Raw genomic sequence first — 16,296 nt, 5'->3', positions numbered from 1 at the left:
GGCATGGGTACCGATTTGGCGGTGGAGCGGCTCCGTCGCCTGCGTGGCGGCCGACCGGACGACGGGGATGATCGCGACGCCGAGGGCGAGGACAGGTCAGACCGGGACACCGCGTCTGAGAATGCGCTGTCGAGATGGCTGCCCGATACGTCCCCGGGGGACGGGCCCGGGTGGTTGGCCGGGGTGCGCGCCGATCCCGGCCGCGCCGGGGCGCTGGCGCTGGCCGGCGTCGGGGTACTGGCGATCCTGATCACTGTCTTCGCCCTGATCCGCCAGCGGCCACCACCGGTCGCCTCGGCGAATCTTCCACCGGTACAGATGGTTTCGTCAGCTGCCCCGACACCGCCGGGCAACGCCCCCGGAGGGCCGGTGGTGGTCAGCGTGGTCGGCCTGGTGCACAAACCGGGCCTGGTGACCCTGCAGTCCGGGGCGAGGATCGCCGACGCGCTGGAGGCCGCCGGCGGGCCGCTCGACGGAGCCGACCTGATCGGGTTGAACATGGCCCGCCGGGTCGGTGACGGTGAACAGATCGTGGTCGGCATCGACGCGCCACCTGGTCAACCGGCGACCATGGGCAGCTCGGTCGCGGGTGAGGCTCCGGTGTCCGCTTCGCGTGGTGCCCCCGCTCCTGCGTCCGGCGCGCCGTCGGGGCCCGTGGACCTCAACACCGCCACCGTCGAGGACCTTGACGCGCTGCCCGGCGTCGGCCCGGTGACCGCCGAGGCGATCGTGGCCTGGCGGGCTGCGCACGGCCGGTTCGACAGTGTCGATCAGCTCGGCGACGTCGACGGGATCGGGCCGGCGCGGCTGGAGAAACTGCGTGGGCTGGTCCGGGCGTAATGGTCAGAGCAGGGATGGTTCCGGCAGTGACGGCCCGGTCGGCGATGTGTGGGCCGAGGGGCAGTGCCTGGATCTGCGGATCGTCCCGGCCGCCCTGACCGCGTGGTCGGTCTCGGCGGCCGGAATCGTCTGGCACCCCGGTGCCGCGGTCGTGGTGGGCCTCGGCGCGGTGGGGTTGACCTGGCTGGCCGCGCGATGGGGCGGCAGGCATGACCCGGCGGCCGCTCAGCCGATCGCGGCCGCGGTTGTGGCTGTCGCGGCCGTGGCGGCCGGGTTCGCCATGGCGGTCGGACTACATGTGCATCAGGTCGAGCATCACCCGATCGGCCGGCTCTACGGCGCGGCCGTGACGGTCGAGGTGGTTCCCGGGGAGACCCCGCGGGTGATCAAAGGGGGTCGGCTGATGTTCCGCGCCGCGCTGCGTGAGGTTGACCAGGTCCCGATGTCGGGTCGGGTCCTGGTGTTCGCCCCATCGTCGTTCGGTCAGGCCGGCCCGGGGATTCCGGTGCGGTTCCGGGCCACTGTGAGACGCCAGGACCGCAAGGATCTGAGTGTGGCGGTGCTGGCGGCATCGGGTCAGCTGTCGCTGGGGGAGGCTTCAGCCGTGCAACGTGTTGCGGCGCAGACGCGTTCGCGCTTCGCGGAGGCGGCACGTGCGGTGCTGCCCGCCGACCAGGCCGCCATGCTGCCTGCGCTGGTGCTCGGGGACACCTCGGCGGTCACCGGTACGACCACCGCGCAGTTCCGCACAGCGGGTCTCACACATCTGACCGCGGTGTCGGGGGCCAACGTGACGATCGTGTGCGGCGCGCTGTTGCTGAGCGCCGCACTGGTCGGGCCGAGGGTGGCAGCGGTCCTGGCCGGGGCCGGTCTGGTCGGCTTCGTCATCGTCGTGCAGCCCTCGGCCAGTGTGTTGCGGGCCGCGGTGATGGGCGCGGTGACGCTGCTCGCGGTGTTGACCCACCGGCGGCGGCAAGCGGTGCCTGCACTGGCAGCCAGCGTGATCGCGTTGATGATCGCAGCCCCCGAACTCGCGGTCGACGTCGGGTTTGCGCTGTCGGTGTGCGCCACGGCGGGCATCGTCGTCCTGGCTCCGGTGTGGTCGCGCCGGCTGCAGGACCGGGGTTGGCCGCGCCCGGTGGCGGCGGCGGTCAGCGTCGCGGTGGTGGCCCAATTGGTCACGGCCCCGCTGGTGGCCGGGATCTCGGGAACCGTCAGCCTGGTGGCGGTGGGCGCCAACCTCGCGGTGGCCGGGGTGATTCCGCCGATCACGATTCTCGGCACGGCGGCCGCGGTGTGTGCGGATATCTGGCCGGGCGGGGCGCAGCTGCTGATCCGGTTCACCGGGCCCGAGCTGTGGTGGCTGCTGTCGGTGGCGCGGTGGGCGTCGGCGTGGCCGGCGGCCGCGCTGCCGTCGCCCTCGGGCCTGGCCGGTGTGGTGTCGGTGGCCCTCGGCGGTGTGGCATTGACGGTGCTGTGGCGGCTGCCCTTGGTGCGCCGCGGGCTGGCCGTGTTGGTGTTCGGCCTGCTGGCCTGGACGCTGGCGGGCCAGGTGGTCGGAGCTGTCGGGTCGGCGTGACACGATCATCGGTGTGACTCAACAGATCGACGGTCTGCACCTGGTTCTCGGCGATGAGGAACTGCTGGTCGAACGAGCGGTAGGGGCGGTGCTGCGGGCGCTGCGCCAGCAGGCGGGATCTGACGACGTCCCGGTGGACCGAATGCGGGCCGGCGAGGTCAGCACCAGCGAGCTCGCCGAGCTGCTGAGCCCGTCGTTGTTCGCCGAGGAGCGTCTGGTGGTGCTGGAGGCGGCCGCCGAGGCGGGTAAGGATGCCGTGGCCCTGATCGCCTCGGCCGCAGCCGATCTGCCGCCCGGCACGGTGCTGCTGGTCATCCACTCCGGTGGCGGGCGGGCCAAGGCGCTGGCTGATCAGCTGAAAAAGATTGGTGCACAAGTGCATCCGTGCGCGAAGATCACCAAGCCCGCCGAGCGCGCGGATTTCGTGCGTGCCGAGTTCCGCGCACTGCGGGTCAAGGTCTCCGATGACACGGTCACCGCGGTGCTCGACGCGGTCGGATCGAACATCCGGGAGCTCGCCGCGGTGTGCTCACAGTTGGTGGCCGACACCGCCGGCCAGGTCGACGCGGTCGCGGTGCGTCGCTATCACAGCGGCAAGGCCGAGGTGAAGGGCTTCGACATCGCCGACAAGGCGGTCACCGGAGATGTCGCGGGGGCCGCCGAGGCGTTGCGGTGGGCGATGCTGGCCGGTGAGCCGCACGTGGTGTTGGCCGACGCGCTGGCCGAGGCGGTGCACACGATCGCGCGGGTGGGGCCGCTGTCGGGGGATCCGTACCGGCTTGCCGGTGAACTGGGGATGCCGCCGTGGCGGGTGCAGAAGGCGCAGAAGCAGGCGCGCCGATGGTCGCGCGACTCGGTGGCCGAGGCCATGCGGGTGGTCGCCACCCTCAATGCAGACGTAAAGGGCGCAGCGGCAGATGCCGACTACGCCCTTGAGACAGCGGTACGCCGGGTGGCGGAACTCGCCACCCGGTGAACCGGGAAAACTACTTCGGGTGGAACCGGGGGATCAGAGCTTGTTCAGCGCCAGGGCCAGAGCCGACTTCTTGTTGGCGGCCTGGTTGGCGTGGATGACGCCCTTGCTGGCGGCCTTGTCGAGCTTGCGGCTGGTGGTCGCCAGCAACTCGGCGGCCTTGTCCTTCTCGCCCGCCTCGACGGCCTCGCGGAAGCTGCGCACAGCCGTACGCAGCGACGACTTCACGGACTGGTTACGCAGCCGACGACGCTCGTTGGTGAGGATGCGCTTTTCCTGCGACTTGATGTTGGCCACGTAAAAATTCCTTCGTAATTCTCTAGCTGGGGTTACCGAAGTCTGGGTGCGCACACCCGCACTGCGGGCAGCGACTGTTCAGGGTACCAGCGAGACGTCTGAACTCCCAAAGCGGTGCAGCCGAAACGTCAGGCGCCGATGCGCCGTTTTTCGACTCCAATACCACCTCATCCGCCCTTTGGCCTGCTGAAACGGGCTCGATCATTGACCCGGCGAAACCCGGCCAGGTGCGGCAGCATGATGAGGGTGAGCCTGAGAACTGTCCGTACGCAAGGGGCCGAGTCGAACGGGTCGAGGCGGGCCGGCCAACGTGCCGGGTCGGCGCGACGCGTCAAACATCAGGGCATCTTCGACGGCTACAACCAGCTGGGCCGTTACTCGGAGGCATACGACGAGATGTTCGACGCCGCCGGCAACGTCCGCGGCCCGTACAAGGGCATCTTCGCCGAGCTTGCTCCGTCGGACGCGTCGGAGCTGCGGTCGCGGTCGGACGCGCTGGGCCGGGCGTTCATCGATCAGGGCATCACGTTCTCGCTGTCCGGCCAGGAACGGCCGTTCCCGCTGGACCTGGTGCCGCGGGTGATCTCGGCGGCGGAATGGTCCCGGCTGGAACGTGGCATCACCCAGCGGGTCAAGGCACTCGAGATGTATCTGGACGACATCTACGGAGAACAGGAGATCCTGCGCGACGGCGTCATACCCCGCCGACTGGTCACCTCGTGCGAGCACTTCCACCGTGAGGCCGCCGGCATCGTCCCGCCCAATGGGGTGCGCATCCACGTCGCGGGTATCGACCTGATCCGCGACGACAAGGGCGACTTCCGGGTGCTCGAGGACAACCTGCGATCGCCGTCGGGGGTGTCCTACGTGATGGAGAACCGGCGCACCATGGCGCGCGTCTTCCCGAACCTGTTCGCCACCCATCGGGTGCGTGCCGTCGGCGACTACTCCTCGCACCTGCTGCGGGCGCTGCGCAACGCCGCGCCCACCAACGTCGCCGACCCCACCGTCGTGGTGCTCACACCGGGCGTCTACAACTCCGCCTACTTCGAACACTCGCTGCTGGCTCGGCAGATGGGCGTCGAACTGGTCGAGGGCCGCGATCTGTTCTGCCGCGACAACGCCGTCTACATGCGCACCACCGAAGGCGAGCGCCAGGTCGACGTGATCTACCGCCGCATCGACGACACATTCCTGGACCCGATGCAGTTCCGCCCGGACTCGGTCCTCGGGGTGGCCGGGCTGCTCAACGCCGCCCGCGCGGGCAACGTGGTGATCTCCAGTGCGGTGGGGAACGGGGTCGGTGACGACAAACTCGTCTATACCTACGTGCCGACCATCATCGAGTACTACCTGGGCGAGAAGCCGATCCTGGCCAACGTCGACACCTACCGCTGTTGGCTGGACACCGAACGCGAGGAAGTGCTCGACCGCATCGCCGAGCTCGTCATCAAACCGGTCGAGGGCTCGGGCGGCTACGGCATCGTGTTCGGCCCGGACGCCTCGGAGAAGGAGTTGGCGGTGACCGCCAAGAAGATCCGCGCCGACCCGCGCGGTTGGATCGCCCAGCCGGTGATGCAGCTGTCCACGGTCCCCACCCAGATCGACAACAAGCTGGCGCCGCGGCACGTGGACCTGCGGCCGTTCGCGGTCAACGACGGCAACGACGTCTGGGTGTTGCCCGGCGGGCTGACCCGGGTGGCGCTGCCGGAAGGGTCCCTGGTGGTGAACTCCAGCCAGGGCGGCGGATCGAAGGACACCTGGGTGCTGGCGTCGCGGACATCGGCGGCGGATCGCGAGCTGGCCGCGGCCGAGGTGGTGCGGTCGCTGCCCAAATCCGCCAAGGGGCCAAAAGCCAATGGCGCGCCTGATGGTTCGTCGTCGCAACAACAGCAGTAGGGGGTGGGATTAGATGCTGGCGCGAAATGCCGAGTCGCTGTACTGGATCGGACGTTATGTGGAACGGGCCGACGACACCGCACGGATCCTCGACGTCACGGTCCATCAGTTGTTGGAGGACTCCAGCATCGACCCGGATGTCGCGTCGCGGACGCTGCTGCGGGTGCTCGGTATCGAACCGCCCACGCGGCGCCTGGACGTGTGGTCATTGACCGACATCGTGGCGTTCAGCCGTGGCAGCGGCGGCAATTCGATCGTCGACTCGATATCGGCTGCGCGCGAGAACGCCCGCGGCGCCCGCGAAGTCACGTCGACGGAGATCTGGGAGTGTCTCAACACCACCTACAACGCGCTGGCCGAGCGGGAGCGTGCGGCCAAACGTCTGGGCCCCCATGAGTTCCTGTCGTATGTCGAGGGGCGCGCGGCGATGTTCGCCGGGCTGGCCGATTCGACGTTGAGCCGCGACGACGGTTACCGCTTCATGGTGTTGGGCCGCGCGATCGAACGGGTCGACATGACCGTGCGGTTGTTGCTGTCGCGGGTCGGGGACAGCGGGTCGTCGCCGGCCTGGGTCACGTTGTTGCGCTCGGCCGGGGCCCACGACACGTACCTGCGTACCTACCGCGGCGTGCTCGAGGCCGGCCGGGTGGTCGAGTTCATGCTGCTGGACCGGCTGTTCCCGCGGTCGATCTTCTATTCGCTGCGGTTGGCCGAACACAGTCTCGACGAGCTGCTCAACCGGCCGCACAGCCGGCTCGGGGCCACCGCCGAGGCGCAACGGCTGTTGGGCCGGGCTCGCAGCGAGCTGGAGTTCCTGCAGCCGGGCGCGGTGCTGGAATCCCTGGACGCCCGGCTGGCCGGGCTGCAGAAGACCTGCCGGGACGTCGGAGAAGCGTTGGCGCTGCAGTACTTCCACTCCGCGCCGTGGGTGGCCTGGACCGATGCCGGGCACCGGGATGCGGTTGTCATCGAGGAGGGTGAGGTCTAGATGTGGCGGCTACGGGTGGTGCACTCCACGGGATACGCCTACAAGTCGGCGGTGACCGCGTCCTTCAACGAGGCACGGCTGACGCCGCGTTCGGACTCGCGCCAGAACGTGATCCTGAACCGGGTCGAGACCATCCCGGCCACGCGGTCCTATCGGTATGTCGACTACTGGGGCACGGCGGTGACGGCATTCGATCTGCACGCCCCGCACACCGAGCTGGAGGTGTCGGGGTCCTCGGTGGTCGAGACCGAGGTCGCCGAGAAGCCCGAGGAGCTGGTGAGCTGGGATGATCTGCGTTCGGAGGCGGTGATCGACCGGTTCGACGAGGTGCTCAGCCCGACGCACTACACCCCGCGCAGCAGGCGCATCGCGCGCGTGGGGCAGCGGATCGCCAAGGAACATGACCCGTTCGAGGCGGTGACGGCCGTGGCGCAGTGGGTGCGCAGCGAGCTCGACTATGTCTCGGGGACCACCGGGGTCCACTCCTCGGGTCTGGACGCCCTGCGCGAGGGCAAAGGGGTGTGCCAGGACTTCGCCCATCTTTCGCTGATCATGTTGCGGTCCATGGGGATTCCGGCCCGATATGTGTCGGGTTATCTGCATCCTTCGCGCGAGGCGGTGGTGGGGGACACGATCGACGGGCAGAGCCACGCCTGGATTCAGGCGTGGACCGGTGGCTGGTGGCACTACGACCCGACCAATGACAGCGAGATCACCGAGCAGTACATCAGTGTCGGCGTGGGCCGGGACTACTCGGATGTGGCCCCGCTCAAGGGAATCTATTCGGGCGAGGGGTCGACCGATCTCGACGTGGTCGTGGAGGTCACCCGCCTGGCTTGACGCGGCCGCTGCCCGTGCGGCCCAGGTTGCGGAAGCCGGGGTGCACGTGCGGTGTCAGCCCCTGCTGATCGGCGAGAATCTGGAGCAGGGCGTGTAGCTCGTCGCGTTGTCCGGCGTCGAGACCGGCGGTCATGCCGTCATCGTGCCGACGCGCCAGCTCTCCGATGCGGCGTAACGCCTTCTTGCCTGCGGCGCTGAGGAACAACGCGTGCAGGCGCCGATCGTCGGGGTTGCGGCGGCGCTCGACGTAGCCGCGGTCCTCCAGATCGTCTACATAGCTGACGACGCGACTCGGTAACAGGCTCAGTTGGGTGCTCAGCGACTGCTGGCTGAGCCCGGGTTGCGCTCCGATGGCGCGCAGGATTCCGGCGTGCGGCGGCGTGAGCTCGATCGTCGCCATCTGCTCGGCGAACTGCGTCGCGGCCCGGTGGCCGAGCTGCGCCAACAGAAATGCCACGGTGTCGGGCCGTCCGTTCTCCACGGTCAAACCGTATCACGGCGAAATCGTTCAAAAATGAAAATATTCAGAGGGTTGAGTTCGATGCCGACCGGGCATATCGTTCAAGTCATGAACGATTCAACGGGAGATCGAATTCGCACCGACCGAGCGACCGGAAGGCAGAGTGGACCGCCCTTGGCTCCCGTAGCGGCCGTATCCCTGACGCTTCTGCTGGCCGGACTTGCCGTCGGTGTTGCACTCGGCGGGGTGATGCCGTTGCCCTACGGCGAGGCGGCCGAGATCGTCCGATACATCCACGACAACCACTCCGCGGTGCAGGCCAGTGCGGTGGGCACGTTCGCCGCCTCGGTACCGCTGGCGATCTACGCCGCGACCGTGAGCACCCGTTTACGACAACTGGGTGTGACGGCGCCCGGTGCCACGATCGCCCTGGCGGGCGGCATTCTGGCGGCCGGGGCACTCGCGTTGTCCGGGCTGATCTGCTGGACCATGTCTCGGGCCGAGGTGGTCGTCGACGACGGTCTGATCCGTGCGCTGTACTACCTGGTGTTCCTCACCGGCGGTGTCGGGCACATCGTCGCGCTCGGCTTGCTGCTCGCCGGGATCGCGGTGCCCGGCCTCATCCTCGGGCTGCTGCCGCGGCCGGTGGCCTGGACCGGCTTGGCGATCGCCGCATTGGCCGAACTGGCCACGTTGGTGTTGATCTGGCCGGAATCCGCGGTGATCCTGCCGATCGCGCGGTTCACGGGTCTCATCTGGCTCATCGTCGTCGGCGCACTCCTGCCGGCGCGTCGGGCCGCGCGGAGCCGGTCGTGAAACTGAGCGTGAGCGTCACCAACTACTCGTGGCCGGACCCGATTCACGCGCGGTTGGCCTCCATCGCGAGCTTTCTCGACGGCACCGCTGTCGACACGCTGTGGGTGGCCGATCATCTGCTGCAAGCCGACCCCGCCAGTCCCATCGACGAACCGATGTTGGAGGCGTATACCGCGCTGGGGTTCCTCGCCGCGGCGACGCGCCGGATTCGGCTGGGCACCATGGTGACAGCGGCGACCTTCCGCGCGCCTGCCTTGTTGATCAAGGCCGTGACGACGCTCGACGTGCTGTCGAACGGCCGCGCCTGGCTCGGGCTCGGCGCGGGTTACAACGCGGCCGAGGCGACTGCGATGGGGCTGTTCCTGCCGGGTGTCACAGAGCGGTTCGAGCGGATGACCGAGCTGCTGCAACTGGCCCAGCACATGTGGCGCGGTGACGAATCGGCCTTCCGGGGAGAACATTTGGCACTGCAACAGCCGGTCGGCAGTCCACGTCCCGTCACGCTGCCACACCCTCCGGTGTTGATCGGCGGCACCGGTGAGCGCCGCACACTGCGGCTCGTCGCGCAGTACGGCGACGCCTGCAACCTGTTCGACGTTCCCGACGGTGGCCGAGCCATCCGTCGTCAGCTCGAGGTACTGGACCGGCACTGCGCCGACATCGGGCGACCAGCCGACGCGGTGCACCGCACCGTCACCACCGGGCTCGAACCCGGTGAAACGGTGGCACAGCTGGTGCAGCGGTGCCGGGCGCTCACCGAACTCGGCCTGCAGCACGTCGTGCTGATCACCCGCGGACGTCCCTGGGCCGGTGCGGATCTCGACGTCGCTGCCAGGGCGGCCGATCAGCTGCGCGAGCGGGTACACACCCCGGGATGAACTTCGACCCGGTGCAGGTCGTCGCCCAGTTCGATCTGGCGGTCGAACACCGATGCGGCCAGCGCGCGCCAGTCGTCCTCGGTGCCCGCGGCGATCCCGGGAACATAGTGGGTGAGGATCAGGATCCCGACGCCGGCGCGGGTGGCGGTCGCCGCCGCCTCCTGCACCGAGGAGTGATAGTCGCAGATGTCGCGGATCCGTTGCTGCGGAAGCAATTCGATCAGGTCCTTGCGGATCACTGTGTGCACCAAGCCTCCTGCGCCGGCAGCCAGCGCATCCAGGCTGGGACACGGCACGGTGTCACCGGCCGCCACCACCGAGGCCCCGCCGTGTTCGATCCGAAACGCGATGGTCGGTGTCACCGGCCGGTGATCGGTAGGGGCGACCCGGATCTGCACACCGCCGTGGTCCCACACCACCGCGTCGGTGTATTCGTGGACCTCCACCCGCGGTGGACCGGTGAGGTCGGCGTGGTGGGCGATGCGATAGCCGATGTCGTGTCCGAATGCGCGCAGCGTCGCATCGACCACTTCGGCGGTTCCCGGCGGGCCGATGATCGGCAGGGGCGCTGCCTCCGGGGTGAACGTGCTGACCCAGCGGGTGATGATCACGTCGCCCAGGTCGGCGATGTGATCGCTGTGCAGGTGGGTCAGCAATAGCGCGCTGAGCTGGTTGGCGCCCGAGCCGACGGCGGCCAGACGCTGCAGCACCCCGCGGCCGCAGTCGATCAAAAACATCTGGTCACCCGCGCGCGCCAAGGTGGACGGTCCGGCCCGCTCCGGATCAGGAATCGGGCTACCGGTGCCGAGCAGCGTGACCTCGATCATGTGCTCATTCCTACTCGTCCCGGCACAAACAGGCGTGGCTTCTTTCTTACTGACCGTCACCGACCTAGCCTTATGTGAGGTGGATCACGATCGGAGGCTGCCGATGCGAATCGCGGACGTGCTGAAAAACAAGGGCACGGCGGTGGTGACGATTTCGCCGGAGACAACGGTGACCGAACTGCTGGCCGGGCTGACCGAGCTGAACATCGGTGCCATGGTGGTCATCGGACCCGGCGGGCTGGCCGGCATCGTCTCGGAACGTGATGTGGTGCGCAAGCTGCACGAGCGGGGGAGCAGCCTGCTGGCGCAGCCGGTGTCGGAGATCATGACCACGGTGGTGGCGACCTGTACGCCGCGCGACACCGTGGATCATCTGAGTGCACTGATGACGGAGAACCGGGTACGCCACATCCCGGTGCTGGACGGTGGCCGGCTGGCTGGCATCGTCAGCATCGGCGACATCGTCAAGACCCGGATGGAAGAGCTGGAGGCCGAGCAGGAACAGCTGCAGGCCTACATCACCCAGGGCCGTTGATCGCGCCGGGACGACGATCTCTGTCGCGAAACGGTCTGAGGCGTGTGCGATCGTGGGTTGGTGGCTGCCGTCGATGTCCGTCCCCCGAACAAGTCTGACGTGAAGCGGCTCGCCGCGGTGCTGGGCCGGGCCTTCCACGATGACCCGGTGATGGCATGGATCCTGGCTGACGACGCCCGCCGCGCCAAGGCCCTGCCCCGGCTGTTCGCGGCCATCACCCGCCATCATTTCCTCTCCGGCGGTAGTGCCGAGGTGGCCGTCCAGGACGGCGAGATCGGCGCGGCAGCGTTGTGGGACGGCCCGGGCCGCTGGAAACAGACGCCGAGCGAAGAACTGCGCATGCTGCCCACGATGGTGCTGGCCTTCGGCAGCACCATGCGGCGTGGACAGCAGGTCGTCGAGCTGATGAAGAAGCAGCACCCGGAGGAGCCGCACTGGTATCTGGCGGTGATCGGCAGTGACCCCGCGGTGCGCGGCGGCGGGTTCGGGCACGCCCTGATGCAATCGCGCCTCGACCGGGTGGACGCCGAGCATGCACCCGCCTACCTGGAGTCGAGCAACCCCGACAACGTCCCGTACTACATGCGTTTCGGGTTCGAGGTCACCGGCGAGATCGTGCTGCCCGACGGCGGACCCACCATGACGCCGATGTGGCGGGCGCCGCGCTAGCCAATGCGCGCGGGCAATCGCCGAAACGTCGTGGCTGTTACAGTGCGAAGGCCGACCAACAGGGGAATCCGGTGAAAAGCCGGAACTGACGCGCAACGGTATGAGGCAGCGCCTCGAGTCCGACTACCTGTGGCCGGGAATGACCGTTGACGGCTCCGCGACCGGGCCCTGGATCAAAGGGAGTCTTGTTCGTGCGTGTGCTCACCGCACTGTTGTCCCTCGTGTCTGTGACGTTGTCGCTCACGGTGGCTTGCGGGCATCGAGAGTCCGGCGCCGACAACCCCGCCGCCGAGGCCACCGCGGGCCCGACCAGCTATCCGCTCACGATCGAGAACTGCGGTGTGACAGTCACTTTCGATGGGCCGCCGCAGCGTGCGGTGTCGCTCTACCAGTCCTCGACCGAGATACTGCTGGCGCTCGGTCTGGCTGATCGGATGGTCGGCACGTCGACCTGGTTTGATCCGGTGCTGCCCGAGCTCGCGGCCGACAATGCCACCGTGCCCCGGTTGGCGGACAACGACCCGGGGCTGGAGACGGTGCTCGATGTCGAGCCGGACCTGGTGACCTCGGCCAGCGCTCACACCTTTACCTCCGCGGTGGTTGCCGACCGGTCAAAGTTTGCCCAGCTGGGCATCCCGACGTATCAATCGCCGTCGGTGTGTACCGGGGCGAAAGTCGACGGTGAGACCGTCACCCGCATCGAACCGCTGGCCCTCGACACCCTGTTCCGGGAGATCGGTGAGCTGGCCCAGATCTTCGATGTGCAGGAGCGCGGCCGCGACCTGATCGACCGGCTCACCCGGCGGCTGGACGACACACCGTCGATCACGGAGCCGGATACCAGCGTCGCATTCTGGTTCTCGGGGCTACGGACGCCCTATCTGGCCGGCTGCTGCTCGGCGCCCGGGTTGTACGCCACCGAACTCGGCGTCACCAATGTCTTCGCCGACACCCGCGAGGACTGGCCGGAGGTCAGCTGGGAGGCCCTGGCCGACCGCGATCCCGACGTGCTGGTGCTGGCCGACCTCAATCGAAGGCGCGTCGACGGGGACGCTCTGGATGCGAAAGTGAAGTTCCTGGAATCGAATCCAGTGACCAGGAACATGACCGCGGTGCGCGACAAACGCTATGTCGTGCTGTCCGGATCCGAACTCGACCCCGGAATCCGCGAGGTCGATGCCCTGGAGAAGCTGGCTGCCGGTTTCAGGGCGTTCGGGCTGGCCCGGTGACGGGACGGGTCCGGCTGATGGCCGGAATGATGGGCGCGCTGCTGATGGCCGCCTGCGGCCAGGCTGCCGACCCGGCAGCGCCTCCCGGGGCGGCGCCCGGATATCCGGTGACGGTGCAGAATTGCGGCAGGCAGGTGGTGATCGATGCACCGCCGCAGCGGGCGGTGTCGTTGAACCAGGGCTCCACCGAGATTCTGCTCTCGCTGGGCTTGGCGGACCGCATGGTCGGCACCGCGACGTGGACGGACCCGGTCCGGCCCGGCCTCGAGGCCGAGAATGCCCGGGTGCCGCGCCTGGCGGTGAACAAGCCGTCGCTGGAGACGGTTCTCGACACCGAACCCGATTTCGTGTCGGCGTCTTTCGGCGGCACCCTGGGACCCGGTGGTGTCGCCGACCGCGACCAGTTCGCACAGCTGGGCATACCGACCTATCTGGCACCGAGTGACTGCGAGGGCAAGACCTCGGTCAACGGCGACGGCGCGCGCAGCACCCCGTTCAGCATGGATGCCGTCTACACCGAAATCCGGGACCTGGCGACGATATTCGGTGTCGTCGAACGCGGCGATCGGCTCATCGCGGAGTTGAGCCGACGGATGGACACGGCCGGTGGGGCTGCCTCCGGAGTCGACATGGCCTTCTGGTTCTCCGATGTTCGTGCCCCCTACTTCGCCGGCTGCTGCGGATCCCCCGGGGTGATCGCCGGGACCGTCGGGGCACGCAACGTGTTCGCCGACACCACAGATGAATGGCCGCAGGTGAGTTGGGAGAGTGTGGCCGACCGTGATCCGGATGTGCTGGTGCTGGGTGACCTGAGCCGCCGCACGATCGACGGTGACGCGCTGGAGACCAAAGTCGAATTCCTGGAATCGAATCCGCTCACCCGGGGCCTGACCGCCGTGCGGCACCGCCGCTACATCGTGGTGAATGGGGCTGATCTCAACCCGTCGATCCGCACCGTGGACGGCGTCGAGAAGGTGGCGAAGGGCCTGGCCGAACTCGGTTTCGGCTCACCGCGGTGAGTCTGCGTACCGGATGGCTCGGCGGATTATGGGCCGCCGGCCTTGTCCTTCTGGTGTTCTCGGCCGCGGTGGCCATCACCATCGGACCCGCCGCGTTGTCGGTGGGTGACGTCTACCGCATCGTCGGCGACCGTCTCGGCGCGGGGCCCTCGGGGGCGACCCGACTGCAGGAGAGCATCGTCTGGCAACTGCGCCTGCCGAGAGTCGTCCTGGCGGCCATCTGTGGAGCCGGGCTGGCGCTGTGCGGGGCGATACTGCAGTCGCTGCTGCGCAATCCGCTGGCCGACCCGTTCGTGCTGGGAGTCTCGTCGGGTGCCTCTACAGGCGCGGTGCTGGTCGCGGTGCTCGGCGTCGGCGCGGGCACGCTGACCTTGTCCGGCGGCGCCTTCGCCGGTGCGGTGCTGTCGTTCGCCGTGGTGCTGCTGCTCGCCTACGCGGCCGGCGGCGGGACCGACCGGGTGGTCTTGGCCGGAGTGGCCGGAACCCAGCTGTTCTCGGCACTGACGTCCTTCATCGTGTTGTCGTCGGCCGACGCCGAACAGACCAGGGGAGTGCTGTTCTGGCTGTTGGGGTCGCTGGCCGGGGTGTCCTGGTCGGATGTCCTCACCTGCGCGGTCGTCGTAGGCGTCGGGCTGGCGGTGTGTTTGGCCTATGCGCGTACCCTCGACGCCTTCGCCTTCGGTCAGGATGCGGCCGCGACGCTGGGCGTCGCGGTGGCCCGGGCACGCGTCGTGTTGCTGGTCATGACCGCGTTGGTGACGGCGGCCCTGGTCAGTGCGGCCGGGGCGATCGGATTCGTCGGGCTGGTGCTGCCGCACGCCGCGCGTTTCGTCGTCGGGCCCGGCCATCGGCGCCTGTTGCCGACCGCGGTGATCCTCGGCGCGATCTTCATGGTGTGGGTGGACACCCTGGCCCGGACCGTCTTCGCTCCACAGGAGTTGCCCACCGGGGTGGTCACAGCACTGCTCGGCGTCCCTGCATTCGCGTTGATCTTGTTGCGGCGCAGGGGGATACGTCGATGAGCCTGCGGGCTTTAGAGGTGTGCTGGACCCGTTCGGGACGGGTCGTACTCGACTGTGTCACGGTCGACCCGGCTCCGGGCAGCACTGTCGGTTTGTTGGGCCCCAACGGATCCGGCAAGTCTTCACTGCTGCGGCTGTTGGCCGGGATCGACCGGCCTGATTCCGGATCTGTGGAGCTCGACGGTCGTGAGCTGCACACGATGTCGCGGCGCGCGGTGGCACGCCGGGTGGCGATGGTCGGGCAGCATGCCGACACCGATCTGGACATCGCGGTCCGCGACATCGTCAGGCTGGGACGCATCCCGCATACTCCGGTGTTCGGGGCCGGCCGCGACGACACCGCAGCTGTCACCGCGGCGATGGCAGCCACCGGCTTGCGCAGCATGGCCGACCGGCTGTGGCACACGCTCTCGGGTGGGGAGCGTCAGCGCGTGCAGATCGCCCGGGCCCTGGCCCAGGAACCCAGCGAGCTACTGCTCGACGAGCCGACCAACCATCTCGACATCGCCCATCAACTGGAGATCTTGGCGATGATCCGCGCGCTCGACGTCACCTGTGTGGTGGCCCTGCACGATCTCAACCTCGCGGCGATGTTCTGCGACCACGTGGTCGTGCTGTCGGCGGGAACCGTGGTGGCCACCGGCACCCCGGCCGAGGTGCTGACGGAGGAGCTGGTGGCCGACGTCTACGGAGTACGGTGCCGGATCACTGTCGACGACGCCGGACCGTACGTGCGATTCGAACGCGGCGGCCCGACCCGCGGCACGGGTGGTCAGCTCCAGGAGTACTGAGCGCGCAGCCGTAGCGCGACCGCTTCGAACCGGCCGCGATCCAGGATCGCGCCCTCACGGCGGATGCCTTCCTCTGGAACGTCGAGCACCCGGTCCAGCCGGACCCAGCTCGGCCTGCCGTCGTAATCCCAGGTGCCGGTGCCAATGGCGATCCAGTCCGGATCGTCTCGGTGGTAGTCCTGGCTGGACAGCATCAGCCCGAGCAGGGTGCGCTGATCGCGGCCCACCACCAGGACCGGCCGGTCCTTGCCCTGGGTCGGATCGTCCTCGTAGACCACCCAGGTCCAGACGATCTCGCCGGGATCGGCCTGCCCGTCAAGATCGGGGGCGTAGACGACTTTGCGGGCCCGGTGTGCGGTTGGCACGCTGTTCTTCGATACCGGACGGCCGGCGGTGATCGCCTGCGGCGGCGGGGCGGCCGCACCGGCAAGCACGCCCAGACCCAGCCTGAGGCCCTGCTGAAGGCCCTGTTGGATGCCTTGCTGCACGGTCCGCGGCACGTTGTCCGTGGTCTGTAGCTGACGCACGAACTTCGGTGCCTCGTTGAACACCAGGTTCTCGGCGCCATCCACTACGCCCCTGAGAACCTGTTGGAACGCCTTCCACTGCGACGCCATGGTGTCGAGCATATGCG

General features: G+C 68.5%; 18 protein-coding genes. 14 read left to right on the top strand and 4 right to left on the bottom strand.

What is annotated here, in order from left to right:
* The first annotated feature begins 3 nt into the window (after nt 1-3).
* Genes EYZ64_RS20800 through holA form a run of 3 tightly spaced genes read left to right on the top strand, consistent with a single transcriptional unit; the run spans nt 4 to nt 3,395 of the window.
* Nucleotides 4-840: a ComEA family DNA-binding protein gene (locus EYZ64_RS20800; RefSeq protein ID WP_135456278.1), complete on the top strand. Its 837-nt coding sequence runs from the start codon at nt 4-6 to the stop codon at nt 838-840.
* 46 nt (nt 841-886) lie between these two features.
* Nucleotides 887-2,419, top strand: coding sequence for a ComEC/Rec2 family competence protein (locus EYZ64_RS20795; RefSeq protein WP_167858158.1), 1,533 nt, complete (start codon nt 887-889; stop codon nt 2,417-2,419).
* A gap of 25 nt (nt 2,420-2,444) precedes the next feature.
* Nucleotides 2,445-3,395, top strand: coding sequence for a DNA polymerase III subunit delta (gene holA / locus EYZ64_RS20790; protein WP_450072210.1), 951 nt, complete (start codon nt 2,445-2,447; stop codon nt 3,393-3,395).
* A gap of 33 nt (nt 3,396-3,428) precedes the next feature.
* Here holA and rpsT read toward each other — a convergent pair whose 3' ends face one another.
* Nucleotides 3,429-3,689, bottom strand: a complete 261-nt coding sequence (gene rpsT / locus EYZ64_RS20785) for a 30S ribosomal protein S20 (protein WP_135456272.1) — start codon at nt 3,687-3,689, stop codon at nt 3,429-3,431.
* A 396-nt stretch (nt 3,690-4,085) separates the two neighbouring features.
* On the opposite strand from rpsT, the gene EYZ64_RS20780 reads away from it, so the two are divergent.
* From EYZ64_RS20780 to EYZ64_RS20770, 3 genes are read left to right on the top strand one after another with little or no spacing between them, the layout of a single operon-like run.
* A complete protein-coding gene (locus tag EYZ64_RS20780) occupies nt 4,086-5,588 on the top strand; it encodes a circularly permuted type 2 ATP-grasp protein (protein WP_286175312.1) in 1,503 nt (500 codons plus the stop codon).
* Between the two features lie 13 nt (nt 5,589-5,601).
* Entirely contained in the window at nt 5,602-6,576 is a 975-nt protein-coding gene (locus tag EYZ64_RS20775; RefSeq protein WP_135456269.1) for an alpha-E domain-containing protein, read from the top strand.
* Nucleotides 6,577-7,416 (top strand): transglutaminase family protein, encoded by an 840-nt coding sequence (locus tag EYZ64_RS20770; protein ID WP_135456268.1) that lies wholly within the window; start codon nt 6,577-6,579, stop codon nt 7,414-7,416. It abuts the gene before it with no gap.
* Here EYZ64_RS20770 and EYZ64_RS20765 read toward each other — a convergent pair.
* On the bottom strand, nt 7,400-7,897 hold the full coding sequence (locus EYZ64_RS20765) for a MarR family winged helix-turn-helix transcriptional regulator (protein ID WP_135456266.1): 498 nt from the start codon (nt 7,895-7,897) through the stop codon (nt 7,400-7,402). The two genes, EYZ64_RS20770 and EYZ64_RS20765, sit on opposite strands and share 17 nt — an antisense overlap.
* Before the next feature lie 87 nt (nt 7,898-7,984).
* Between EYZ64_RS20765 and EYZ64_RS20760 the strand changes: the two genes are divergently transcribed.
* Together EYZ64_RS20760 and EYZ64_RS20755 are read left to right on the top strand one after the other, a co-directional pair.
* Nucleotides 7,985-8,692, top strand: coding sequence for a hypothetical protein (locus EYZ64_RS20760; protein WP_210115544.1), 708 nt, complete (start codon nt 7,985-7,987; stop codon nt 8,690-8,692).
* On the top strand, nt 8,689-9,570 hold the full coding sequence (locus tag EYZ64_RS20755; RefSeq protein ID WP_135456263.1) for a TIGR03560 family F420-dependent LLM class oxidoreductase: 882 nt from the start codon (nt 8,689-8,691) through the stop codon (nt 9,568-9,570). Before EYZ64_RS20760 ends, EYZ64_RS20755 begins: the two co-directional genes overlap by 4 nt.
* Here the strand turns inward: EYZ64_RS20755 and EYZ64_RS20750 are convergent.
* The gene (locus tag EYZ64_RS20750) at nt 9,537-10,397 is read right to left on the bottom strand and encodes a ribonuclease Z (protein WP_135456261.1); all 861 of its coding nucleotides are present in this window, start codon (nt 10,395-10,397) and stop codon (nt 9,537-9,539) included. The genes EYZ64_RS20755 and EYZ64_RS20750 overlap by 34 nt on opposite strands.
* Nucleotides 10,398-10,500: 103 nt before the next feature.
* On the opposite strand from EYZ64_RS20750, the gene EYZ64_RS20745 reads away from it, so the two are divergent.
* The 6 genes from EYZ64_RS20745 to EYZ64_RS20720 all read left to right on the top strand — a co-directional run bounded on the left by EYZ64_RS20745 (nt 10,501) and on the right by EYZ64_RS20720 (nt 15,662).
* Nucleotides 10,501-10,932, top strand: a complete 432-nt coding sequence (locus EYZ64_RS20745; RefSeq protein WP_090432202.1) for a CBS domain-containing protein — start codon at nt 10,501-10,503, stop codon at nt 10,930-10,932.
* A 60-nt stretch (nt 10,933-10,992) separates the two neighbouring features.
* Nucleotides 10,993-11,601, top strand: a complete 609-nt coding sequence (locus EYZ64_RS20740; protein WP_167857904.1) for a GNAT family N-acetyltransferase — start codon at nt 10,993-10,995, stop codon at nt 11,599-11,601.
* A gap of 191 nt (nt 11,602-11,792) precedes the next feature.
* Nucleotides 11,793-12,830 (top strand): ABC transporter substrate-binding protein, encoded by a 1,038-nt coding sequence (locus EYZ64_RS20735; RefSeq protein WP_135456260.1) that lies wholly within the window; start codon nt 11,793-11,795, stop codon nt 12,828-12,830.
* 44 nt (nt 12,831-12,874) lie between these two features.
* Nucleotides 12,875-13,849, top strand: a complete 975-nt coding sequence (locus EYZ64_RS20730; protein ID WP_286175311.1) for an ABC transporter substrate-binding protein — start codon at nt 12,875-12,877, stop codon at nt 13,847-13,849.
* The gene (locus EYZ64_RS20725) at nt 13,846-14,871 is read left to right on the top strand and encodes a FecCD family ABC transporter permease (protein WP_167857903.1); all 1,026 of its coding nucleotides are present in this window, start codon (nt 13,846-13,848) and stop codon (nt 14,869-14,871) included. The genes EYZ64_RS20730 and EYZ64_RS20725 overlap by 4 nt, the downstream gene beginning before the upstream one ends.
* Nucleotides 14,868-15,662 (top strand): ABC transporter ATP-binding protein, encoded by a 795-nt coding sequence (locus tag EYZ64_RS20720; RefSeq protein WP_135456257.1) that lies wholly within the window; start codon nt 14,868-14,870, stop codon nt 15,660-15,662. The genes EYZ64_RS20725 and EYZ64_RS20720 overlap by 4 nt, the downstream gene beginning before the upstream one ends.
* Here EYZ64_RS20720 and EYZ64_RS20715 read toward each other — a convergent pair.
* Nucleotides 15,644-16,279, bottom strand: a complete 636-nt coding sequence (locus EYZ64_RS20715; RefSeq protein WP_090432194.1) for a type II toxin-antitoxin system PemK/MazF family toxin — start codon at nt 16,277-16,279, stop codon at nt 15,644-15,646. The genes EYZ64_RS20720 and EYZ64_RS20715 overlap by 19 nt on opposite strands.
* Nucleotides 16,280-16,296 lie beyond the last annotated feature (17 nt).

This window comes from Mycobacterium sp. DL99 (assembly GCF_004762045.1).
Lineage (GTDB): Bacteria > Actinomycetota > Actinomycetes > Mycobacteriales > Mycobacteriaceae > Mycobacterium.
This window is presented reverse-complemented; position numbering and strand designations above follow the sequence as displayed.

Bases quoted from the DNA above. Each gene is read 5' to 3' on its own strand.
- EYZ64_RS20800 (WP_135456278.1), top strand. From the start codon at position 4: ATGGGTACCGATTTGGCGGTGGAGCGGCTCCGTCGCCTGCGTGGCGGC.
- EYZ64_RS20780 (WP_286175312.1), top strand. From the start codon at position 4,086: ATGTTCGACGCCGCCGGCAACGTCCGCGGCCCGTACAAGGGCATCTTC.
- EYZ64_RS20775 (WP_135456269.1), top strand. From the start codon at position 5,602: ATGCTGGCGCGAAATGCCGAGTCGCTGTACTGGATCGGACGTTATGTG.
- EYZ64_RS20770 (WP_135456268.1), top strand. From the start codon at position 6,577: ATGTGGCGGCTACGGGTGGTGCACTCCACGGGATACGCCTACAAGTCG.
- EYZ64_RS20760 (WP_210115544.1), top strand. From the start codon at position 7,985: ATGAACGATTCAACGGGAGATCGAATTCGCACCGACCGAGCGACCGGA.
- EYZ64_RS20750 (WP_135456261.1), bottom strand. From the start codon at position 10,397: ATGATCGAGGTCACGCTGCTCGGCACCGGTAGCCCGATTCCTGATCCG.
- EYZ64_RS20745 (WP_090432202.1), top strand. From the start codon at position 10,501: ATGCGAATCGCGGACGTGCTGAAAAACAAGGGCACGGCGGTGGTGACG.
- EYZ64_RS20730 (WP_286175311.1), top strand. From the start codon at position 12,875: ATGGCCGCCTGCGGCCAGGCTGCCGACCCGGCAGCGCCTCCCGGGGCG.
- EYZ64_RS20720 (WP_135456257.1), top strand. From the start codon at position 14,868: ATGAGCCTGCGGGCTTTAGAGGTGTGCTGGACCCGTTCGGGACGGGTC.
- EYZ64_RS20715 (WP_090432194.1), bottom strand. From the start codon at position 16,279: ATGGCGTCGCAGTGGAAGGCGTTCCAACAGGTTCTCAGGGGCGTAGTG.